Raw genomic sequence first — 20237 nt, forward strand, 5'->3', positions numbered from 1 at the left:
ACGTCCGCAAAAGGGTCGGCAGCCTGAAAACGCAGGGCCGCAGAAGTCAGGGGCCAGGTCCGCCGGCACCACAGGAGGCGCGGATCACCAGCTCGGGCGAGAGCAATTGACGGATGCCGTCGTCGCGGTCAGGCGTTTCGGCCAGATGCATCAGCCGGGTCATCGCCTGCTCGCCCAGCCGCGCGATGCTCACGCGCATGGTGGTCAGCGCCGGATGGACAAACCGGGCCAGCGGAATGTCGTCGAACCCGGCCAGCGCCACGTCGCCGGGCACCGACACATCCGCTTGGGCGAATGCGTACAGGCAACCCAGCGCGGTCATGTCGTTGGCGGCGAACACCGCATCCGGCAGCGCGCCGGCCGCCAGCATCGCCAGCCCGGCGCGGTGGCCGGAGGCTTCGTCGAAGTCGCCCGGGTACTCGACACCCTGCGCCTGCGCGCCAAACGCAGCGAGCGCATCACGGAAGCCGCGCAGGCGTTCGCGCGCATCGAAATTGAGCGCGGGGCCGCCGACGAAGGCGATGCGGCGGTGCCCGGCACGCAGCAGATGCTCGCTCATTGCCATGGCACCGGCGTGGTCGTCGATGCTCAGCACCGGATAACCGGCACCGGGCAGATGCGCATTGATCAGCAACGTCGGCAGCGACTGCGGCAGATTGTCGGTGAGGAACCCCGGCTGCTCGGCATAGGGCGACAGCACCAGCAAGCCATCGACGCGCCCGCGCATCGAGCGCAGCGCCCTGCCCTGGGCTTCGGGGTCGCCGTGATAACTGGACACCAGCAAGTGCTGCCCAGCCGCCCGCACCGCGCCATCGATGCCGCGAATCAATTCGGAGAAGAATTCGCCATACAGATCCGGCAGCACCACACCGAGGGTCTGCGAGCGCCGGCTGCTCAGGCTGCGCGCGGCTGCATGCGGGCTGTACCGCAGCCGCTTGGCCACTTCCAGCACCTGCTGACGCACCGGTCCGGCAACGTTGTCGTGCCCGTTGAGCGCGCGCGACACGGTGGCCACGGAGACCTGTGCTTCTCGAGCGACATCTTTGATGGTGACCGCACCCTTGGCCATTCGTGACGCCCTCCGCGACCGACTTCCCAAAACTGGCGCGGACTGTAAGCGTTTTCATAAGCAGGCGTAAACCCCTGTCTTCACATCTGTGAAAACGCTTACAGATCAACCATCTACAGGTGATGAATACGTGAAACGGTGTGCTGCGACGCAGCAAAACTGTGCCCAAAGTTCCACAGACAACAATCGCGCGACGCGACGCGCCAAACCACCGGCAGTGCTTGGTCCCTGGCACCGAACACGCCGCCTCCTTCACAGCTCCATCCACCGTGCGGCAGCGGCGAACACTGAAAAAACGGAGCCTCCGCCGGTGCAACACCGGCAAGCCAATGATCAGTCGTTTGCCGGGGAAGGCTCGGTCGTCCTCCGCGTCAACCCTTCGTCGTCCCAGCCAGGACTTCGGTGAGCCAACACGATTCGGAGAGCTCGCTGCCAAACTTGCTTCCAGAGTCACTGCAGGAGATCAACGTGGATCTATGCGCTTCGAAACCGAGCGCGGCAGGATCGCCTGGACATTAGCAGCCCACGCCACAGAGCAGACGCCGCCTTCAACATCGCGGCGACCATTGCGCAGGGATTTGGGCGTCCAGCGCGAATGATGAAAACATCATGATGGTCGTACTAAATACTCATAAGAGAGTAAGTGAATGTTAGGAAAATTATCCAGCGCCTTCCCCAGCCCAGTCCAGAACCACGCACTGGAAGGAACAGATCGCAATACCAGGACAACAGGCGAAACGCAGTCCTCAAACGCCCATGCGTCAGACGGTGCGCTGGCATCACTGTCGCCCAGGTCTGCTCGCGCGAGGAAGTCTGCTGAACCGCAGTCGGCGTCTCCACCCTTCACGCATCTTGAACGTGGCAGAGCGAGGGTCAGGCTGGAGGTTGGTCTTCATCGGCCAGGACCATTTAATAGACAATCCGTAGACCGCGGCTGTGCATCGTCGAAGCCGCTGAGTAGTTCAGATGAGTCCTCCGACGGGGATGATGATTCCTCTGACGCGGATATCGACGCAGTATTCAACTACAGAGTTGCACGGTTGAATAATGCGAACGCCAGTCAATCCTGTATGGGTTTTGCAATCCAATGGCTGCAATTGCGTGACCAGTCGCATGCGAATGTCCGAATGGATCAACTGGACCCGGGCGATGCGTTGGTCCTCCAGCAACAATACGAAGATACCGTAGCGCCGGTGGACGGGGGGCGGGAACAGCGGGAAGCAGCTCGAATCTCGGCGCGCAGAACCCTTTTGCGAGATCAAGGTCTGCAGCCTATAGGTGACGCCCCGATATACAGGAGGGAAGAGCTATCGACGGCATTACGAGAAATTGCGTGCAATGGTCGCGCCCATTTGATCAGCTTGTGCTTTGAAGCCAACCGCGGAAAGCATGTCAGGCACGCCATCACTGCCTCCAGTTCCCACGGAACTGTCAGCCTCTTCGATCCGAACTATGGAGAGTTCTCCACCACTTCAGCGGGGTTACGTTCGATGTTCGAGGCTCTGATGGCCAGATACGACAGTGGACTGAATGGCCATCTGCAATTGGAGAGCATGACTATTCAGCGTGTGCAGTGAGCCGTGCTGCACGACAGAGCGTGGGTGACGCGATCCATGTGCGCTCTGTCGAGCGGTCGTCGATTGGGTCCAGCTTGCTCTCGGCCAACTGCAGTACGGCATTCAGGCACGCAGCCTTGGCGAGCTTGTACTCGGACGGGGACAGCACGTTGCCAGGTAGGTTGGGCGATCTGACCTCGAATGAACACCCGGCTCGATCTTGCGTCATTCGAAACGGCGGCTGTGACACGGCCGTGGGGCTCCCCTGATTGACGTGGAGGCGACCCCGGAACCACATGAGGGTGACCTTGGGTTTCGGGGCCTTGGTTCGCGCCCGCAGGTCATCGCAGCCGCCGGCATAGAAGCCCGCCGGCCTGCCTGCCAGGCTTCGGCCAGATGAACAACCTGCCGAGAGATCACAGCTAGCTCGCCTCACCCGGCGCAATCGCCTCGATCGACAAGGCGTGGATGTCGGTCTGCATCATCTCGCCCACCGCCGCGTAGACCGCCCGATGGCGCGCCAGCAGCGGCTTGCCGGCAAACATGGCACTGACCACCCGCACATTGAAATGCCCACGCCCGTCGCGCGCGCCGGCGTGGCCGGCATGCCGATGGCTGTCGTCCACCACCTCCAGTTCGGTGGGCGCCAGCGCCGCCTGCAGCGCCATGCGGATCCGCTCGACCCGGTTCATGGCAGCACCCGCCGGAACGGCCGGACCTCGGTGCGCACATACACGCCCGCGTCCACGTACGGATCGGCATCGGCCCAGGCCCGCGCGTCTTCGAGTGCGTCGAATTCGGCAATCACCACGCTGCCACTGAAACCGGCCGGACCCGGATCTTCGGCATCGATGGCCGGGCATGGCCCCGCCACCAGCAGCCGACCGGCCGCCGCCAGCGCCTGCAGGCGCGCAAGATGCGCCGGTCGCGCCTGCTGCCGCGCGGCCAATGCGTCGGCGCCGTCATACCCTTCGATTACGTACCACACACGCCACCTCACCCAGGACTTGAAGATCACCGCAGGGATTCTAGCCGGCCCGGCGCTGGACACCGCCCCCGCGTACGCATTACCCTTGGCACCACTGCACACGCAACCGGACGCAGCGGCCCGTCGGCCCAGGCTCAACGCTCTTCTCGACGACCGATTCGCTGCCCACCCCCGGCCCGCGTAGACGACCTCCTCGCTGTTCCGTCGCCGCATGCCACGCGGCGCACGTTTCATGTGAATTTGTGGGATCGTGCCGGCGCAGGCACGACATTGATCGCAATAACTCAAGGCAAAGCCCTGCAGGCGCGGCTCAGACCGCGGCCGGCGACCGTAAGACCCGATGTCGACCTGATGAATTCCGAACTCGCGCACGTCGCGACTCCGCCAGCCACAAGCGCGACGCCACAGCAGCAGGAAATGCCGCTGGCGGTGGTGCATGGGCAACCGGTACTGCAGATCCCGCAGGATCTGTATATCCCCCCAGATGCGCTGGAAGTGATTCTGGATGCGTTCGAAGGTCCGCTGGACTTATTGCTGTATCTGATCCGCCGTCAGAACCTGGACATCCTGGATATCCCCGTCGCCGAGATCACCCGGCAGTACGTGGACTACATCAATGTGATGCAGGAGCTGCGCTTCGAACTGGCGGCCGAATATCTGGTGATGGCCGCGATTCTGGCCGAGATCAAATCGCGCATGCTGTTGCCGCGCCCGGCGAGCCAGGAAGGCGAAGAGGACGACCCGCGCGCCGAACTGGTACGCCGTCTGCAGGAATACGAGCGCTTCAAGCAGGCCGCCGAAGACCTGGACACCCTGCCCCGCATGGGCCGCGACAGCGCGCCGGTGCAGGCGCATCTGCCCGAGCGCGCCGCGGTCAAGCTACCGCCGCCGGTGGAATTGAAAGAAATGCTGATGGCGCTGTACGACGTGCTCAAGCGCGCCGAGCTGTTCACCGGCCATGCGATCAAGCGCGAAGCGCTGAGCGTGCGCCAGCGCATGGGCGATGTGCTCAGCCGCCTGGACGACGGCAAGTTCTACCGTTTCGAATCGCTGTTCACGGCCGAAGAAGGCAAGCTCGGCGTGTTGGTCACCTTCCTGGCGCTGCTCGAATTGGCCAAGGAGCAGTTGCTGGATATCGTGCAGGAAGCGCCGCTGGCGCCGATCTACGTGAAGTCGCTGGCGTTGGGCAACACCAATGCGCCGCTGCAATTCTCCAGCGAATTCGATGACAGCGATGCTGCCAACGAACCTATCTGAAGCCGATCACCGAATGGATCAAGCGCTGATCACCCGCATCATCGAAGCCGCCCTGTTGGCCAGCAGCCAGCCGCTGACGCTGGCGCAGCTGCAGGGGCTGTTTCCGGAAGAAGAGCCGGCACCGCCCGGCAGCGTGGAGCGCGCACTGGAACTGCTGCGCGAGGCCTGCGCCGAGCGCGGCGTGGAGCTGGTCGAGGTGGCCTCCGGCTTCCGCTTCCAGGTCAAGACCGATGTGCATGGCTGGGTCGCCCGGCTGTGGACCGAACGCCGCACCAAGTACACCCGCGCCACGCTGGAGACCCTGGCGCTGATCGCCTACCGCCAGCCGATCACCCGTGGCGAGATCGAACAGGTGCGCGGGGTGGCGGTCAGCAGCAACATCATCCAGGCCCTGGAAGAACGCGAGTGGATCCGCGTGGTGGGTCACCGCGACGTGCCCGGCAAGCCGGCCCTGTTCGGCACCACCAAGGGCTTCCTGGATTATTTCGGGCTCAAGCGATTGGACGAGCTGCCGCCATTGTCTGAGTTGAAGGACATCGCCGAGCTGGAACCGCAGCTGCCGCTGGACCGCGATGGTCAGCTCGATGGCGCAGTGCCGGCCTCGGCGGCGCTGGATGCGGCGCAGGGCCAGGACGGTGCGGACGCCTCCGAAGCGGCTGACGGCAGCACCGATGCCGGTGTCGCTGCCGATGCATCGGATACGACTGACGCTGCGTGCGACGCAGATGTTGGGACCGGCGCTGACGGACGTATTGATGCGCCGGACAACAACGAAGACGACGCAGACGTTGCCGCCGATGCGCATGTTTCGATCGAAACAGATGAAGACCTCGCTCCCGATCCAGATGTCGATGGCGATGTCGGCATCGACAGCAGCAGCGACGACGACCACGCATCGCACCACGATGCAGACACCGATACCGCAGCACCCGACGCCGGCGCGGCAGAAGACACCGCCCATACGCTAAGCGACGACGCACCGCACCACCCCGAGGCTTCCTCGGCGCAGCACACGCAACAGATGCAGGACCCAGACAGCGCCCGCGAGGGCGACCCCGACACCGCGCCGGGCACGCGCGCGGATGCAGTGAACGAAGACGAAGACAACGCCGTCGCGACGACGACCGTGGCTGTTGACGAAGCCGATTCCGACCCAGAGGCCGACCCGCAACGCGTCGGCCGGAGCCAGACATATGAGTGACACCCCCCGCAAGCTGTCGTTGAACAAGCTTTCCCTCAAGCGCGACAGCGCGCCCGAAGCGCCGAAGCTGGAAGAGCGCCTGCACAAGGTGCTGGCCCAGGCCGGCCTGGGTTCGCGCCGCGCGCTGGAACAGCGCATTGCCGATGGCCTGATCAAGGTCAATGGCGCCGTCGCGCAGACCGGCATGTCGGTGCGCAGCGGCGACAAGATCGAGCTGGATGGCCGTAGCTTCGTGGCCAGCGCGCTGACCGAACCTTCGCGCGTGCTGATCTACAACAAGCCCGAAGGCGAAGTGACCACGCGCGAAGATCCCGAAGGTCGCCCGACCGTATTCGAGTCGCTGCCGGCATTGAAGGGCTCGCGCTGGATCGCGATCGGCCGGCTGGACATCAACACCACCGGCCTGTTGCTGCTCACCACCGACGGCGAGCTGGCCAACGCGATGATGCACCCCTCCTACGAGGTCGAACGCGAATACGTGGTGCGCGTGCGCGCCCCGGAGGGCGAAGAAAAGGTCTCCGACGTCATCATCGAGCGCCTGTCGCGCGGTGTGCTGCTGGAAGACGGCGGCGCCAAGTTCGATGAGATCGAACGTATCGGCGGCACCGATTCGCACGACTGGTTCCGCGTGGTGGTCAAGGAAGGCCGCAACCGCGAAGTGCGCCGCCTGTGGGAATCGCAGGGCTGCCAGGTCAGCCGCCTCAAGCGCAGCCGCTACGGCAAGATCTCGCTGCCGCGCGAACTGCTGCGCGGGCAGTCGGTGGAAGTGGCGCAGGACAAGGTCGACGCCCTGCGCGCCGAACTCAAGCTGGAAGAAGGCGCGCCGTCGGCACTGACGCTGCAGCCGGTGATCGGCCAGCGCCGCGCCGCCAAGTCCACCGTGCACGTCTCGCGCGATGGCAACCGCAGCAATGCCTACGTCAATGGGCAGACCTCCGGCGCCGATGAAGGCCGCGAGCTGCGTCGTTTCGACAACCTGCGCGAAGATCGCGGCCGCGGCGGTCGCGGCAAGCCCGGCGGTTTCAAGGGCGGCCTGACCGTCAGCGGCGAAGCGGCGGCGAAGCAGTCGCAGCAGCGCCCGTTCAAGCAGCGTGGTCCGGCCAAGGGCGACCGTTCGTTGCCGGACGGCAACCCGGCCGCGTTCCGTAGCTGGTATGTGCCCGATGGCGTGAGCACCGGCCCCAGCGGCCACCGCAATGCCGGCCCGAGCGGTCCAGGTACCGGCCAGGCGCGTCCGTATGCGAAGAAGGGCCCGGGCGGCGCGCGTCCGGGTGCTGGCGGCCAGGGACAAGGCCAGGGACGCGGCGGCGCAGGTGGTCAGGGCCAAGCGCAGGGCCAAGGCCAGGGACAGCGCAAGCACCCCTACGGTCATCCGGGTAACGCACCGAGCTTCCCGTCCGACCACGCCAACCCGGGGTTCAGCCCCTACGGCGCCGCACGTCCGAGTGGTGGGCGTCCGGGTCCGGGCGGTAATCGCGGCCCGGCGTCTGCCAACCGTGGCCCCGGGGGCCCCGGTGGCGGCGCACGTGGTCCGGGTGGGCTAGGTGGCGCACCGCGCGGCCCGGGCGGTCGTCCGCCAGGCGGCGGCAATCGTCGCCCCCCAGGTGGCGGCAACCGCGGTCGCTGAGTTGCGACACGCGCATTAAAAAACGGCCCTGCGAAGGGCCGTTTTTTGTTGTGACTCCGTGCGAGCAGCAGAGCTTCGAACTCTGAAAAGTGCCGGTGCTGGCAACGTGCGACAAGCCGTTACGCGCGGACCCTGGACACTTCCGCCGTGACCAGCTGATTGCCGGCAGCAGCGCTCGATAACTGAGCGCTGCTGCCCGATCACACGCTTACTTACGCCGTTCGATCACGAAGTTGCCGAACGCAACGCCCAGATCCACGCCTTCGCCCGTGCCTGCCAGGGCGAGCGAGATATCGCCCTTGGTGACCACCTGGGCGGTGCTGGACTTCACCACGCCGGCATGCGCTTCGGCCGCGGCGTAGGTGCCGAACAGATCGTTGAGGCTATAGGCGCCTGAGAAGGTACCGCGACCGCCGACGATCTTGGACTTGCCGACCGTCAGGCCGCCGCCTTTGCTGGAGATCTTGACCGGGATGACCGCACCGTTGTCGCACTTGATGGTGCCGGTGCCGCTGGCGGTCTTGTAGAATACCGACCAGCCGGACAGGTTGAACGAGAGCTTGCAATCGATGTTGCCGGCGGCCTGCGCTTGCGGAGCCAGCGTGGCGGCGCCCAGCAGCGCGAACAACGAAAGTGACTTGATCATGTGAGCAGTGCCAGTGGTGGACGTGGCGGGAGACTAGCAGCGCCGATGTGGCAGCCGCGACAAGGCGTCAGCGCGGCGCATGCGTCTGTTCAGCGAAGTCTTACCTGGCTTCGACATGGCAGCAGCGCTGCCACCTGGAGCCGCGACGTGGGATGATCGCGGCATGCCACGCACCGTCTACAGCCTGCTCGTCAGCGCCCTGCTGCTTCCCTCCCTCGCCCACTGCGGCGAGACGATTCCCAGCCAGGGCTACACCGTCGTCAGGACGTATCCGCACGACACCGCGGCCTTTACCGAAGGCCTGTTCTATCTCAACGGGCACCTGTACGAGAGCACCGGCGAGCTGGGCCAGTCCAGTGTGCGCAAGGTCGATCTGGACACCGGCAAGGTCCTGCAGCAGACCAACATGCCGCCGCCGTTCTATGGCGAAGGCATCGTGGCCTGGAAGGACCGCCTGATCCAGCTGACCTGGCGCAACCAGCGCGGCTTCGTCTACGACCTGGCCACGCTGGCGCCGCGCACGCAGTTCACCTACTCCGGCGAGGGCTGGGCACTGACCAGCGACGACCACCAGCTCTACATGAGCAACGGCACCGCCAGCATCCGCCGACTGGATCCGCAGAGCCTGAAGCAGATCGGCAGCATCACCGTCACCGCCCGCGGCAAGCCGCTGGACAGCCTCAACGAACTGGAATGGGTCAAGGGCGCGTTGCTGGCGAACGTCTGGCTGACCACACGCATCGCACGGATCGACCCGGCCAGCGGAAAGGTGATCGCCTGGATCGACTTGAAGGCGCTGGTTCCCGATGCCGACACGCTGACCGATCCCAGCAACGATGTCCTCAACGGCATCGCCTACGACGCCGAGCACGATCGCTTGTTCGTCACCGGCAAGCGCTGGCCGAAGATTTACGAGATCAAGCTGGCCGAGTAGCCGGGATTGGGGATTCGGCATTGAGGATTGGTAACAGCGGGCGCGTTGGCATCTGAGTTGCAGGGGTTTGCACCAATGTCGAATCACGCATCCGTGATCTCAACCAGCAGCCGGGATTGGGGATTGGCAATAGCGGGCGCACTAATAGCCGAGCGGCAGTGGCTTGCACCAATCCCGAATCGCTAATCCCTGATCTCGAACTGATCGGCATCCAGCATCGCGGGGAAACGCGCGCGGTGTTCGGCCAGTGCGCTTGCGCTGATCGTGGTGGTGACCACCTGCTCGCGTTCGCGGATTTCCACCTGCGGTTGGCCGAGGAAATCGATCACCGCGCTGTCGCCGGCGTAATGCAGTTGATTGCCGTCCACGCCAATGCGGTTGACCGCCGCCACAAAACACAGGTTTTCGATCGCGCGGGCGCGCAGCAGCGTCTTCCACGCATAGGCGCGGGCGGACGGCCAGTTGGCCACGAACAATTGCAGATCGAAATCCAGCTGGCCGGGCCGCTCGACATCGAAGCGGTTGCGGCAGAACACCGGAAAGCGCAGGTCGTAGCAAACCTGCGGATTGATCCGCCAGCCCTTCCATTCCACCGTCAGCCGCTCGCGCCCCGCCGCATAGCGCAGGTGCTCATTGCCGAAGCGGAACAGGTGGCGCTTGTCGTAAGACTGCAGTGTCCCGTCCGGCGTGGCCCACAGCAGGCGGTTGAACACCCCGGCATCAGTGCGCACCTGCACGCTGCCGGTGACCGCCGCGCCCAGACGTGCGGCTTGTGCACGCACCCACTCCACGGTCGGCCCGTCCATGCCTTCGGCCTTGTCGATGGCATCGTTGGAAAACCCGCTGGTGAAGGTCTCCGGCAGGATCACCAGATCGGTCTGCCCGGCCAATGGCTCCAGCAGCGCGCCGTAGTAGTCGCGGTTACCGGCCGGGTCATGCCAGCGGGTGTCGCCTTGGATCAGGGAGATGCGCAGGTCGTTCATAGTAGGCGGGGATTTGGGATTTGGGATTCGAAACAGCGGGTTTCGGGTGGCCTGGTGCTATGGGTTTCGTGTGCATTCAAAGCGACAAGCGGCTCGCCGCCGGTGCCAATCCCGACTCCCGAATCCCGGCTGGTCAGAGCTTCTGCAAGCGCTCGATCGCCGCATCCAATGTCGCATCGTTCTTGGCGAAGCACAGCCGCGCCAGGCGCTGACCAGCTGGCGCATGTTCGTAGAACGGCGACAACGGGATCGCGGCCACGCCCTTCTCGATCGTCAGCCACTTCACGAATTCTGTGTCGGGAAGATCGCTGATCGCCGAATAGTCCACCAGCTGAAAATAACCGCCGGGCACCGGTAGCGATGTCAGGCGCGTGGTCAGCAGCTGTTCGCGGAAGCGGTCGCGCTTGGCTTGGTAGAACGCGCCCAGTTGCTCGTCGTGCTCGGGCTCGTCACGGATCATCGCGGCAAAGGCGTGCTGAGCCGGGCCGAAGCTGGTGAAGGTGTTGTACTGGTGCATCTTGCGGAATTCGGCGGTGAGCGCCGGCGGTGCGATGGCGTAGCCGATCTTCCAGCCGGTGCAGTGATAGGTCTTGCCGAAGCTGGAAATCACGAACGCGCGTTCGCGCAGCTCCGGCCAGCGCAGCACCGATTCATGCCGGTGGCCGTCGAAGACGATGTGTTCGTAGACCTCGTCGGAGAGCAAAAAGATCTCGGTGCCGCGCAGCAGCTCGGTCAGCGTCTGCATGTCGGCGGCCGAGAGCATCGCGCCGGAGGGGTTGTGCGGCGAATTGATCATCAACAGGCGCGTCTTGGGCGTGATTGCGGCGCGCAGCGCAGCCCAGTCGACCGCGAAGGTCTGCGGGTCCAGCGCCACGTGCACGGCACGCGCACCGGCCAGATCGATCGCCGGCTCGTAGCAGTCGTAAGCCGGGTCCAGCACGATGACCTCTTCGCCGGCCCGCACGACCGCGTGGATGGCGTTGAAGATGGCCTCGGTGGCACCGCTGGTGACGGTGATTTCGGTGTCGGCATCGACCTGCGCGCTGTAGCAACGCTGCGCCTTGCCCGCGATGGCCTGGCGCAACGCCGCCACGCCGGTCATTGGCGGGTACTGGTTGTGGCCGGCCGCCATGGCCTTGGTCAGTTCATCGACCAGCCGCTGCGGTACCGCGAAATCGGGAAAGCCCTGGCCCAGATTGACCGCGCCGTGCTCGGCCGCCAGCTGCGACATGACGGTGAAGATGGTGGTGCCCACCTTGGGCAGCTTGGTCGTGAGGGGCATGGTGCCTGTCCGGACAAGAAACGGGGACCGCGAGTGTACGCAAAGCCGCCAGGCGGTTGCGCCCGGACGCTGCAAAACGGCGTTCCCCGACCCATCGCGACGCCCGCAACGCTGCCGCACACGTCCCCGGCGTGCCACCATCGTCGCTACAATGCGCGCCCGGTCCGGCTTGCGCCCTGGCCCGGCCCTTCCCCATGCCGTCCTGCGACGGGAGCCTGCTGCACCGATGATCGAACCGCTGCACACCGCACCGCCGCTGCTGGCGGCGCACGCCCTGGCCTTCAGCCGCAACGAGGAGCCGGTATTCGGCCCGCTGGATTTCCACGTCGATGCCGGCGAGGCGTTGCTGGTGCAAGGCGACAATGGCGCCGGCAAGACCACGCTGCTGCGCGTACTGGCCGGCCTGTTGCATGTGGAGCGCGGGCAGATCCAGATCGATGGCAAGACCGCCAGGCGTGGCGACCGCAGCCGCTTCATGGCCTATCTCGGCCACCTGCCCGGTCTGAAAGCCGACCTCAGCACGCTGGAGAACCTGCATTTTCTGTGCGGGCTGCATGGCCGCCGCGCCAAGCAGATGCCCGGCAGCGCGCTGGCGATCGTCGGCCTGGCCGGTTACGAAGATGCGCTGGTGCGGCAGTTGTCGGCTGGCCAACGCAAGCGGCTGGGGCTGGCCCGGCTATGGCTGTCGCCAGCGCCGCTGTGGTTGCTGGATGAGCCCTACGCCAATCTGGACCTGGACGGCATCACCCTGGTCAATCGGATGATCTCCGCGCATTTGCGCGGCGGTGGCGCGGCCCTGGTGACCACCCACGGCGCCTATGCCGCGCCACCGGTGCGCACCCGCATGCTCACCCTGGAGTCCGCGGCATGAGCGCCCATTCGCCGCAAGCCTCGCTTTGGCAAGCGGCCCGCGCGTTGCTGGGGCGCGACCTGCAACTGCTGTGGCGCCGTCGCAGCGATGCCTTGCAGCCCGCCCTGTTCGCGTTGTTGATCGTGGTGTTGTTCGCGCTGGGTTTGGGCGAACGCCCGGACCTGCTGGCACAGGCCGCACCGGCAGTGCTGTGGTTGTCGGTGTTGCTGGCCGGGCTGCTGTCGCTGGACACCTTGTTCCGCAGCGATGTCGAAGACGGTTCGATGGAACAATGGCTGCTGGCGCCAGTCCCACTGGCCTGGCTGATCGCGGTGCGCGTACTACTGCATTGGGCGACCAGTGCATTGCCACTGATTGCAGTCACACCGCTGCTGGGCGAGTTGCTGCACCTGCCGCATGACCAATTGCCGGTGCTGCTGGCATCGTTGGCACTGGGCACACCGCTCCTGAGTCTGCTCGGCGCCGTGGTTGCAGCGCTGACGGTAACGATGAAACGCTCTGGTATTCTCGTGGCGTTGCTGGCGTTGCCGCTGTACGTGCCAGTGCTGGTGTTCGGTGCCGGCAGCGTCGCGGCCAGCGGACAAGGACAGGATGCGGTGGGTGCGTTGTTGTTGTTGGGCGCCGGATTGGTGATCGGCGTGGTCCTGGCACCGCTGGCTGCGGCGGCCGCGATCCGCATTTCGTTGAGTTGAGCGTTGCAGTCGATGCATTGTCGATAGCACACCCTGCACAACGCGTTGTTGCTGTTTCGAGAGCCCATGCCCTTCCAAAGGCTACTGCCATCGCATGAACGTCGTCGTCCGCTGGTTCCACCAACTCGCCTCGCCCCCGATCTTCGACCGTTTTACTGCGCGCTGGGCGCCGTGGTGCTACGCGCTGGCCGCGTTGCTGCTGGGTGTGGGCATCTGGCAGGCCTTGTTTGCGGTACCGGCGGATTACCAACAAGGCGACAGCTTTCGCATTCTGTATATCCACGTGCCCAGCGCGTGGATGAGCCTGTTCGTGTTCGGGCTGATGGCGCTGTATGCAGCCATCGCGCTGATCTGGCGCATCAAGGTCTGCGAGATCCTGGCAATGGCGTGTGCGCCGATCGGCGCGGCATTCACCGTGATCACGCTGCTGACCGGCAGCATCTGGGGCAAGCCGATGTGGGGCGCCTGGTGGGATTGGGACCCGCGCCTGACCACCGAATTGATTCTGTTGTTCCTGTATCTGGGCGTGATCGGCTTGTATCACGCCATCGACGATCGTCGTCAGGCTGCCCGTGCGGCGGCGTTGTTGGCGATCGTCGGGGTGGCGCTGCTGCCGGTGATCCGGTATTCGGTGGTGTGGTGGAATTCGCTGCATCAAGGCCAGAGCATCCGCCTGCTCGGCCCCTCCACGATCGATGCGAGCATGCTGCTGCCGCTGTGGTTGATGGTGATCGGCACCAAGTTCTGGTTTGCCGGTTCGCTGCTGACCCGCGCGCGTGCCGACAATCTTCGCCGCGAGGCCGGCAAGGCCTGGATCGTGCGCGATGCGCCGGAGGGTGCAGCATGAGCTACCTGCCCTATGTCATTGCCGCCTATGCGGTGTTCGTGCTGGTGCTGCTCTGGGACCTGATCGCCGGCCGCTGGCAGGTGCGTCGCGCGTTGAAAACTGCCCAGGCGCGCCGCCTGCGTGAGCGCAAGCGTGCGGTGCCCAGCGATGCGGAGCTGATCCGGTGAACCCGCAACGTCGCCGCCGCTTGTGGCTGGTGCTGGTGTTGGTGCTGGCCGGCGGGCTGGCAACCACGCTGGTGGCGATGGCCTTGCAGCGCAATGTGGCCTACCTGTACACGCCCTCCGAAGTGCTGCGTGGCGATGCCGGCGAGCATTCGCGTTTTCGGCTTGGCGGCATGGTCGAAAAAGGCTCGTTCAAACGCGCGTCCGGTTCGCTGGAAGCGCAATTCCGCGTCACCGACGGCGATGCGCAATTGCCGGTGCGTTACGACCGCATCCTGCCGGACCTGTTCCGCGAAGGTCAGGCGGTGGTCGCCACCGGCCGCATGCAGCACGGCGTGTTCGTCGCCGAAGATGTGCTGGCCAAGCACGACGAAACCTATATGCCGATGGAAGTCGCCGACAAGATGGGCAGCGCGCATCGCAAGCACGATGTGCCGGCCGCAGCGGACCAGGCGGGAGAGTTGCATTGATGACGTGCATCAGGACATCGGCATTGCTGCAGGGCGTTGGCTTGCGCGTTGTGTATGCGGCTGACGACGTCGCTGTGCCTGGGCAGGCCCCTGCAAACGCTGCAGGGATCGGGCCTGTGCAATACCCCCGCCATGCTGGCGCCACTGCATGCTCGTCAACGCGCCGACCCGATGCTTCCTGAACTGGGGACATTCCTGCTGGTGCTGGCCCTGCTGGTTGCGCTGGTGCAGGCCGTGGTGCCACTGGCCGGTGCACAGCGCGGGCGCGGCAGCTGGATGGCCGTGGCGCGACCGGCGGCCTTGGTGCAGCTGGCGTTGATCGCATCGGCCTTTGCGGTGTTGACGCACGCCTTCCTGGTGCAGGATTTTTCGGTGCGCTACGTCGCCGAAAATTCCAACAGCCTGCTGCCGGTGATGTATCGTTATTCGGCGGTGTGGGGCGCGCACGAAGGCTCGCTGCTGCTGTGGACGCTGGTGCTGGCGTTGTGGACCGGCGCGGTGGCGATCTGGTCGCGGCAGCTGCCCGCGCATGTCATCGCGCGCGTGCTCGGCGTCATGGCGCTGGTGAGCATCGGTTTTCTGGCGTTCTTACTGTTCACCTCCAACCCGTTTGCGCGGCTGTTTCCGGTGCCGCTGGAAGGTGGCGACCTCAACCCGCTGCTGCAGGACCCCGGGCTGATCGTGCATCCGCCGATGCTGTATTGCGGCTACGTCGGCTTTGCGGTGCCGTTCGCGTTCGCCATCGCTGCGCTACTGGAAGGCCGCATCGATGCGCGCTGGCTGCGCTGGACCCGGCCGTGGACCAACGTCGCCTGGTCGATGCTCACCGTCGGCATCGCGCTCGGTAGCTGGTGGGCGTATTACGAGCTGGGCTGGGGTGGCTGGTGGTTCTGGGACCCGGTGGAAAACGCCAGTTTCATGCCGTGGCTGGTGGGCACGGCATTGCTGCATTCGCAGGCGGTGACCGAAAAGCGCGGCAGCTTCGCCAGCTGGACCTTGTTGCTGGCGATTGCCGCCTTCGCGCTATCCCTGCTGGGCACCTTCCTGGTGCGCTCGGGCGTGTTGACCAGCGTGCATTCGTTCGCCGCCGACCCGTCGCGCGGGCTGTTCATCCTGGTGTTCTTGCTGCTCGTGGTCGGTGGTTCGCTGCTGCTGTATGCGCTACGCGCGCCGCGGCTGTCGCTGGCGGACGATCCGCGCCGCGCATTTGCCGGTAGCTCGCGCGAAACCTTGTTGCTGTTGAACAACCTGCTGCTCACCTGCGCCTGCGCAATGGTGTTGCTGGGCACCTTGTATCCGCTGCTGGCCGATGCGTTGGGGCTGGGGAAGTTGTCGGTCGGCCCGCCCTATTTCGGCACCTTGTTCCTGGTGTTGATGGCGCCGCTGGTGGCGCTGCTGCCGTTCGGCCCGCTCACCCGCTGGCAGCGCGAACAGGCCTCACGGCCGTTGGCGATGCTGGCACCGTGGGCAGGTCTGGCGTTTGCGGCCGGCGTGCTGGCTTGGTTCGCGGCGCCGCAGGGGCAGTTGAAAGCCGCCTTCGGTGTGGCCGGCGCCGCCTGGGTGTTGCTGGGCACCGTGCGGTTCCTGTGGACGCGGCGCGCGGCCAAGGGACGCAAATTCACCCCCGAAATGCTGGGCATGGTGCTGGCGCATCTGGGCGTTGCGGTGTTCCTGTCAGGTGCCTTGTTGGTGGAGGGATTGAGCCTGCAGCGCGAAGTGGCGTTGGCGCCCGGACAGCAGGTGCAGATCGGCCGCTACGCGCTGCACTTCGATGGGCTGGAAGAGCTGCGCGGGCCCAATTACGTGTCCGACCGTGCCAATCTGCAGGTGTTCAAGGACGATGCGCCGGTCGGTGTGCTGCACGCGGAAAAGCGCCGCTACGCCAGTGGCGGCCAGACGCTGACCGAGGCGGCGATCCGCCCCGGCCCGTTCGGCGACCTGTATGTCGCCCTCGGCGAACCGCTGGGCAATCAGGCCTGGGCGGTGCGCGTGCACCTCAAACCGTTCGTCCGTTGGATCTGGCTGGGAGCGCTGCTGATGGCGCTCGGCGGCCTGGTCACCGCGGCCGACCGGCGTTTTCGTCGTTCTCCGGAGATCCAAGATGGTTGAGTCACGTTCGCCCCGCCTGCCCACTGCCGTCCTCGTGGGCGCCATCGTGCTGCTACTCGCCCTGGCAGCGCTGCTGGTGTATGCGGTGGTGCGCTCCGGTCAGGACGATCGCGATGCCCTGCCCTCCGCACTGATCGGCAAACCCGCGCCGGAGTTCGCGCTGCCGCTGCTGCACGACCCCAGCATCGTGGTGCATGCGCGCGAACTGCGCGGCGCGCCGTACATCATCAACGTGTGGGGCAGTTGGTGCCCGGCCTGCCGCGAAGAACACCCGGTACTGAGCCGCTTCGCGCTGACCAAGCGCGTGCGCGTGATCGGCTACAACTGGAAAGACGAGCGCAATGATGCGCTGCGCTGGCTCGAACAACTCGGCAATCCGTATCTGCTGGTGGTCGCCGATAAAGATGGCCGCACCGCCATCGATTTCGGCATCGCCGCCGCGCCGGAAACCTTTTTGATCGACGGACGTGGTGTGGTGCGCTGGAAGTACAGCGGCATGCTCACCCAATCCATCATCGACACCCAGCTGATTCCGGCGCTGAGCAAGATCGAACGTTCGCCCACTGCCGCACCGGACCTGCACGCCAAACAATGACGCGCGCCTGGCTGCTCCTGCTGCTGTTGTTGCCCTGGCCGGCACTGGCCCAATCGGTCGGCGACCCGGCGCCGCTGCGCTATGCATCGGCCGAAGAAGAAGCGCGCTTCCACGCGCTCACCGCCGAACTGCGTTGCGTGCAGTGCCAGAACCAGTCGCTGGCCGACTCCAACGCGCAGATTGCGCAGGATCTGCGCCGCGAGGTGCTGGTCCTGATGCACGAAGGCCGCAGCGATGCGCAAATCCGCCAGTTTCTGGTCGCACGCTATGGCGAGTTCGTGCTCTATCGCCCGCGCGTGGAATCGCGCACCTGGCTGTTGTGGTTCGGCCCGCTGCTGGTGTTGCTGCTGGGCGCCGGTGCGGTGGTACTGGTGGTACGCAAACGCAGCGTGGCTGCGCCTGCCCTGCCCGCCGACGAGCAGGAGTGGTGATGGCCGGCTTCGTCATCGCGGTGATCGTGATTGCGCTGCTGGCCTTCGGCGCGGTGCTGCGTCCGTTGTGGCGCGAGGCGCGCGGTTTGGCCGCGAGTGTGGCGGGATTGCTGCTGGCCGCGAGTGCGGCGTTGTACTGGCTGGTCGGCACGCCAGGCGTGATCGAGCAGCCGACCAATCGCCCGGCCGCGCCACGCTCGCTGGATGAAGCCATCGTGCAACTGCGCGCGGCGCTGGCGAGCAATCCCGAACAGGCCGAAGGCTGGGTGTTGCTGGGGCGCTCCCTGTCCAGCCAGCAGAAATTCGCCGAAGCGCGCGACGCCTTCGCACGTGCCGTGGCGCTACGTCCCGACGAGCCGGACGTGCTGGTCGCCGCTGCGCAATCGCGCATGCTTGCCGACGACAGCGGCCGCCCCGATGCGGAAGCCGGGCGCCTGCTCGAACACGCGCTTGCGGTGCAACCGGACCATCAACGCGCGCGCTGGTTCCTGGGCGTGGTGCAGCGCCAAGCCGGTGAGGCGGCCAAGGCCAGCGCAACCTGGGAGCCGCTGCTGCGCGTGGTCGATGCCACGACGCGCCCCGGCCTGCTCGAACAGATCAATGCCGCGCGAGAGGAAGCCAAGCTGCCGCCACTCCCGGCATCGGCCGCACCTGCCGCCGCTGCGGCCACTGGCAAACGCATCCAGGTGCGCGTGACGCTGGACGCCGAATTCGCCAAACGCGCCGGGATGCCTGGCGATACCAGCGTCTTCGTGATCGCGCGCGCCGCCGACACGCCAATGCCGGTCGCAGTGGAAAAACACGCGCTCAGCGAGCTGCCGTTGACCATCACGCTGGACGACGGCGACAGCCCGATGCCGACGCGCAGGCTGTCGTCGCTGGACAAGGTGCAGGTGCTGGCACGGCTGTCACGCAACGGCAACGCAATGCGCCAGGCCGATGACGTCGAGAGCGCTCGGGTGATGGTCGAACTGCCTACCGCCGCGCAGGTGGAGCTGGTGATCGGCCGCTGATTGCCCGTTACGTTTTGTTGCTACGCGTGTGGTCAACAGACAAAGAGCAGCTAGCAGTAAGTCACGTGCAATGCAACACGATCTGCACGGCGCGGAGAATGCGGCGGATGGCATCACACAGCGCAAGCACTCAAACCGGCTCTCCCGTTCGATCCTGCACGCCGGGCGCAGGCCGTGGCAGATAGAATTGCGACATGACCGAATTCATCCCCGCCGGCACGCTGTACCACGCACTGCCCTCGCCTTTTCCCATGAAGCGCGGCGGCGTGTTGCATCAGGCACGTGTGGCGTACGAGACCTGGGGCACGCTCGCCGCAGATCGCAGCAATGCGATCCTGATCGTCACCGGCCTGTCGCCTAATGCGCACGCTGCGGCAAATCAAGGCAATCCCGAGCCGGGCTGGTGGGAAGCGATGGTCGGGCCGGGCAAGCCGATCGATACCGCACGCTGGTTCGTTGTCTGCGTCAATTCGCTGGGCAGTTGCAAAGGCTCGACCGGACCGGCCTCGGTGAATCCGGCCACCGGCGCGCTGTACCGCCTCACATTTCCGGACCTGTCGATCGAAGACGTTGCCGATGCCGCTGCCGATGTGGTGCGCGCGCTGGGCATCGAGCAACTGGCCTGCCTGATTGGCAACTCGATGGGCGGCATGACCGCGCTGGCGCTGCTGCTGCGCCATCCCGGTATCGCACGCAGCCACATCAATATTTCCGGAAGCGCGCAGGCGTTGCCGTTTTCGATCGCCATTCGCTCGCTGCAGCGCGAGGCGATCCGGCTGGATCCGCACTGGAACGGCGGCCACTACGACGATGCGCGTTACCCGGAATCGGGCATGCGCATGGCACGCAAGCTCGGCGTGATCACCTATCGCTCGGCGCTGGAATGGGACGGCCGTTTCGGCCGCGTGCGGCTGGATTCCGAGCAGGCGGCCGATGATCCTTTCGGCCTGGAATTCCAGGTGGAAAGCTATCTGGAAGGCCACGCGCGCCGCTTCGTGCGCTTCTTCGATCCCAACTGCTATCTGTATCTGAGCCGCTCGATGGACTGGTTCGACCTGGCCGACTATGTCGATGACACACCGGCCACCGGCATCGACCACGCCCACGCAGGCGCCCTGCCCACCTGCGCCAAGCCGCAGACCGACGTGTCGACCACCGACACCGTGCTTGCCGGTCTGGCGCGAATCCGCGTTGCGCGTGCGCTTGCGATCGGTGCCAACACCGACATCCTGTTCCCGGTGCAGCAGCAGGAACAGATCGCCGACGGCCTGCGCGCCGGCGGCGCGGATGCACAGTTCATCGCCCTGGATTCGCCGCAAGGCCATGACGCCTTTCTGGTCGACTTTGCTCGGTTCGGGCCGGCGATACGCGATTTTCTGCAGAACGATTGAGCTCGCTCGGCGCGACTCTGCGCTGCTGCTATCAGCGACTGCTCCCGGCTTACGCGGACGATCACGCCTGTTTTGCTGGCTGATGCAATCGATGATGTGTAAGTGTGCAGA

At 65.5% G+C, this 20237-nt stretch carries 21 protein-coding genes; 15 read left to right on the forward strand and 6 right to left on the reverse strand.

The window, feature by feature from the left end:
- Positions 1–46: 46 nt before the first annotated feature.
- On the reverse strand, positions 47–1069 hold the full coding sequence (locus XBLMG947_RS14890; RefSeq protein ID WP_065469426.1) for a LacI family DNA-binding transcriptional regulator: 1023 nt from the start codon (positions 1067–1069) through the stop codon (positions 47–49).
- 647 nt (positions 1070–1716) lie between these two features.
- On the opposite strand from XBLMG947_RS14890, the gene XBLMG947_RS23965 reads away from it, so the two are divergent.
- On the forward strand, positions 1717–2646 hold the full coding sequence (locus tag XBLMG947_RS23965; protein WP_258077771.1) for a YopT-type cysteine protease domain-containing protein: 930 nt from the start codon (positions 1717–1719) through the stop codon (positions 2644–2646).
- A 401-nt stretch (positions 2647–3047) separates the two neighbouring features.
- Here the strand turns inward: XBLMG947_RS23965 and XBLMG947_RS14900 are convergent, their stop codons facing one another.
- Positions 3048–3317, reverse strand: a complete 270-nt coding sequence (locus tag XBLMG947_RS14900) for a BolA family protein (RefSeq protein WP_065469428.1) — start codon at positions 3315–3317, stop codon at positions 3048–3050.
- Entirely contained in the window at positions 3314–3613 is a 300-nt protein-coding gene (locus XBLMG947_RS14905) for a YciI family protein (RefSeq protein WP_029217272.1), read from the reverse strand. Before XBLMG947_RS14905 ends, XBLMG947_RS14900 begins: the two co-directional genes overlap by 4 nt.
- A 351-nt stretch (positions 3614–3964) precedes the next feature.
- Between XBLMG947_RS14905 and XBLMG947_RS14910 the strand changes: the two genes are divergently transcribed.
- The 3 genes from XBLMG947_RS14910 to XBLMG947_RS14920 are packed head-to-tail and all read left to right on the forward strand — an operon-like array spanning position 3965 to position 7698.
- On the forward strand, positions 3965–4870 hold the full coding sequence (locus tag XBLMG947_RS14910; protein ID WP_065469429.1) for a segregation and condensation protein A: 906 nt from the start codon (positions 3965–3967) through the stop codon (positions 4868–4870).
- On the forward strand, positions 4848–6071 hold the full coding sequence (gene scpB / locus XBLMG947_RS14915; protein ID WP_083993140.1) for an SMC-Scp complex subunit ScpB: 1224 nt from the start codon (positions 4848–4850) through the stop codon (positions 6069–6071). The genes XBLMG947_RS14910 and scpB overlap by 23 nt, the downstream gene beginning before the upstream one ends.
- Positions 6064–7698, forward strand: a complete 1635-nt coding sequence (locus XBLMG947_RS14920; protein ID WP_065469431.1) for a pseudouridine synthase — start codon at positions 6064–6066, stop codon at positions 7696–7698. Before scpB ends, XBLMG947_RS14920 begins: the two co-directional genes overlap by 8 nt.
- A gap of 208 nt (positions 7699–7906) precedes the next feature.
- Here XBLMG947_RS14920 and XBLMG947_RS14925 read toward each other — a convergent pair whose 3' ends face one another.
- Positions 7907–8344 (reverse strand): hypothetical protein, encoded by a 438-nt coding sequence (locus XBLMG947_RS14925; RefSeq protein ID WP_065469432.1) that lies wholly within the window; start codon positions 8342–8344, stop codon positions 7907–7909.
- 163 nt (positions 8345–8507) lie between these two features.
- Between XBLMG947_RS14925 and XBLMG947_RS14930 the strand changes: the two genes are divergently transcribed.
- Positions 8508–9278, forward strand: coding sequence for a glutaminyl-peptide cyclotransferase (locus XBLMG947_RS14930; RefSeq protein ID WP_280643406.1), 771 nt, complete (start codon positions 8508–8510; stop codon positions 9276–9278).
- A 182-nt stretch (positions 9279–9460) separates the two neighbouring features.
- Here XBLMG947_RS14930 and XBLMG947_RS14935 read toward each other — a convergent pair whose 3' ends face one another.
- Entirely contained in the window at positions 9461–10261 is an 801-nt protein-coding gene (locus XBLMG947_RS14935) for an amidohydrolase (RefSeq protein ID WP_065469434.1), read from the reverse strand.
- A gap of 133 nt (positions 10262–10394) precedes the next feature.
- Positions 10395–11543, reverse strand: a complete 1149-nt coding sequence (locus XBLMG947_RS14940; protein WP_065469435.1) for a pyridoxal phosphate-dependent aminotransferase — start codon at positions 11541–11543, stop codon at positions 10395–10397.
- 226 nt (positions 11544–11769) lie between these two features.
- Between XBLMG947_RS14940 and ccmA the strand changes: the two genes are divergently transcribed.
- The 10 genes from ccmA (at position 11770) to metX (ending at position 20126) form a co-directional block, all read left to right on the forward strand.
- Complete coding sequence (gene ccmA / locus XBLMG947_RS14945) at positions 11770–12414, forward strand: heme ABC exporter ATP-binding protein CcmA (RefSeq protein WP_065469436.1); 645 nt, start codon at positions 11770–11772, stop codon at positions 12412–12414.
- Positions 12411–13106 carry a heme exporter protein CcmB gene (gene ccmB / locus XBLMG947_RS14950; protein WP_065469437.1) on the forward strand — a complete coding sequence of 232 codons (696 nt, stop codon included), beginning with the start codon at positions 12411–12413 and terminating at the stop codon, positions 13104–13106. The genes ccmA and ccmB overlap by 4 nt, the downstream gene beginning before the upstream one ends.
- A gap of 94 nt (positions 13107–13200) precedes the next feature.
- Entirely contained in the window at positions 13201–13953 is a 753-nt protein-coding gene (ccmC, locus tag XBLMG947_RS14955; RefSeq protein ID WP_065469438.1) for a heme ABC transporter permease CcmC, read from the forward strand.
- Positions 13950–14120, forward strand: coding sequence for a heme exporter protein CcmD (locus XBLMG947_RS14960; protein WP_008573809.1), 171 nt, complete (start codon positions 13950–13952; stop codon positions 14118–14120). Before ccmC ends, XBLMG947_RS14960 begins: the two co-directional genes overlap by 4 nt.
- A complete protein-coding gene (gene ccmE / locus XBLMG947_RS14965) occupies positions 14117–14587 on the forward strand; it encodes a cytochrome c maturation protein CcmE (RefSeq protein ID WP_065469439.1) in 471 nt (156 codons plus the stop codon). The genes XBLMG947_RS14960 and ccmE overlap by 4 nt, the downstream gene beginning before the upstream one ends.
- Positions 14588–14758: 171 nt before the next feature.
- The gene (locus XBLMG947_RS14970; protein WP_065469469.1) at positions 14759–16696 is read left to right on the forward strand and encodes a heme lyase CcmF/NrfE family subunit; all 1938 of its coding nucleotides are present in this window, start codon (positions 14759–14761) and stop codon (positions 16694–16696) included.
- Positions 16689–17291, forward strand: coding sequence for a DsbE family thiol:disulfide interchange protein (locus XBLMG947_RS14975; RefSeq protein ID WP_065469440.1), 603 nt, complete (start codon positions 16689–16691; stop codon positions 17289–17291). The genes XBLMG947_RS14970 and XBLMG947_RS14975 overlap by 8 nt, the downstream gene beginning before the upstream one ends.
- Positions 17288–17722 carry a cytochrome c-type biogenesis protein gene (locus tag XBLMG947_RS14980; protein ID WP_065469441.1) on the forward strand — a complete coding sequence of 145 codons (435 nt, stop codon included), beginning with the start codon at positions 17288–17290 and terminating at the stop codon, positions 17720–17722. The genes XBLMG947_RS14975 and XBLMG947_RS14980 overlap by 4 nt, the downstream gene beginning before the upstream one ends.
- Positions 17722–18735, forward strand: a complete 1014-nt coding sequence (locus XBLMG947_RS14985; RefSeq protein WP_065469442.1) for a tetratricopeptide repeat protein — start codon at positions 17722–17724, stop codon at positions 18733–18735. The genes XBLMG947_RS14980 and XBLMG947_RS14985 overlap by 1 nt, the downstream gene beginning before the upstream one ends.
- A gap of 194 nt (positions 18736–18929) precedes the next feature.
- On the forward strand, positions 18930–20126 hold the full coding sequence (gene metX / locus XBLMG947_RS14990; RefSeq protein ID WP_065469443.1) for a homoserine O-acetyltransferase MetX: 1197 nt from the start codon (positions 18930–18932) through the stop codon (positions 20124–20126).
- Positions 20127–20237: the final 111 nt, after the last annotated feature.

This window comes from Xanthomonas bromi, assembly GCF_900092025.1.
GTDB classification, from domain to species: domain Bacteria; phylum Pseudomonadota; class Gammaproteobacteria; order Xanthomonadales; family Xanthomonadaceae; genus Xanthomonas; species Xanthomonas bromi.

What these genes read in the sequence shown, in the direction of transcription:
- XBLMG947_RS14890 (WP_065469426.1), bottom strand. Translation starts at nt 1,069, where the DNA reads ATGGCCAAGGGTGCGGTCACCATCAAAGATGTCGCTCGAGAAGCACAG.
- XBLMG947_RS23965 (WP_258077771.1), top strand. Translation starts at nt 1,717, where the DNA reads ATGTTAGGAAAATTATCCAGCGCCTTCCCCAGCCCAGTCCAGAACCAC.
- XBLMG947_RS14900 (WP_065469428.1), bottom strand. Translation starts at nt 3,317, where the DNA reads ATGAACCGGGTCGAGCGGATCCGCATGGCGCTGCAGGCGGCGCTGGCG.
- XBLMG947_RS14910 (WP_065469429.1), top strand. Translation starts at nt 3,965, where the DNA reads ATGAATTCCGAACTCGCGCACGTCGCGACTCCGCCAGCCACAAGCGCG.
- scpB (WP_083993140.1), top strand. Translation starts at nt 4,848, where the DNA reads ATGCTGCCAACGAACCTATCTGAAGCCGATCACCGAATGGATCAAGCG.
- XBLMG947_RS14920 (WP_065469431.1), top strand. Translation starts at nt 6,064, where the DNA reads ATGAGTGACACCCCCCGCAAGCTGTCGTTGAACAAGCTTTCCCTCAAG.
- XBLMG947_RS14925 (WP_065469432.1), bottom strand. Translation starts at nt 8,344, where the DNA reads ATGATCAAGTCACTTTCGTTGTTCGCGCTGCTGGGCGCCGCCACGCTG.
- XBLMG947_RS14930 (WP_280643406.1), top strand. Translation starts at nt 8,508, where the DNA reads ATGCCACGCACCGTCTACAGCCTGCTCGTCAGCGCCCTGCTGCTTCCC.
- XBLMG947_RS14935 (WP_065469434.1), bottom strand. Translation starts at nt 10,261, where the DNA reads ATGAACGACCTGCGCATCTCCCTGATCCAAGGCGACACCCGCTGGCAT.
- XBLMG947_RS14940 (WP_065469435.1), bottom strand. Translation starts at nt 11,543, where the DNA reads ATGCCCCTCACGACCAAGCTGCCCAAGGTGGGCACCACCATCTTCACC.
- ccmA (WP_065469436.1), top strand. Translation starts at nt 11,770, where the DNA reads ATGATCGAACCGCTGCACACCGCACCGCCGCTGCTGGCGGCGCACGCC.
- ccmB (WP_065469437.1), top strand. Translation starts at nt 12,411, where the DNA reads ATGAGCGCCCATTCGCCGCAAGCCTCGCTTTGGCAAGCGGCCCGCGCG.
- ccmC (WP_065469438.1), top strand. Translation starts at nt 13,201, where the DNA reads ATGAACGTCGTCGTCCGCTGGTTCCACCAACTCGCCTCGCCCCCGATC.
- XBLMG947_RS14960 (WP_008573809.1), top strand. Translation starts at nt 13,950, where the DNA reads ATGAGCTACCTGCCCTATGTCATTGCCGCCTATGCGGTGTTCGTGCTG.
- XBLMG947_RS14970 (WP_065469469.1), top strand. Translation starts at nt 14,759, where the DNA reads ATGCTTCCTGAACTGGGGACATTCCTGCTGGTGCTGGCCCTGCTGGTT.
- XBLMG947_RS14975 (WP_065469440.1), top strand. Translation starts at nt 16,689, where the DNA reads ATGGTTGAGTCACGTTCGCCCCGCCTGCCCACTGCCGTCCTCGTGGGC.
- XBLMG947_RS14980 (WP_065469441.1), top strand. Translation starts at nt 17,288, where the DNA reads ATGACGCGCGCCTGGCTGCTCCTGCTGCTGTTGTTGCCCTGGCCGGCA.
- XBLMG947_RS14985 (WP_065469442.1), top strand. Translation starts at nt 17,722, where the DNA reads ATGGCCGGCTTCGTCATCGCGGTGATCGTGATTGCGCTGCTGGCCTTC.
- metX (WP_065469443.1), top strand. Translation starts at nt 18,930, where the DNA reads ATGACCGAATTCATCCCCGCCGGCACGCTGTACCACGCACTGCCCTCG.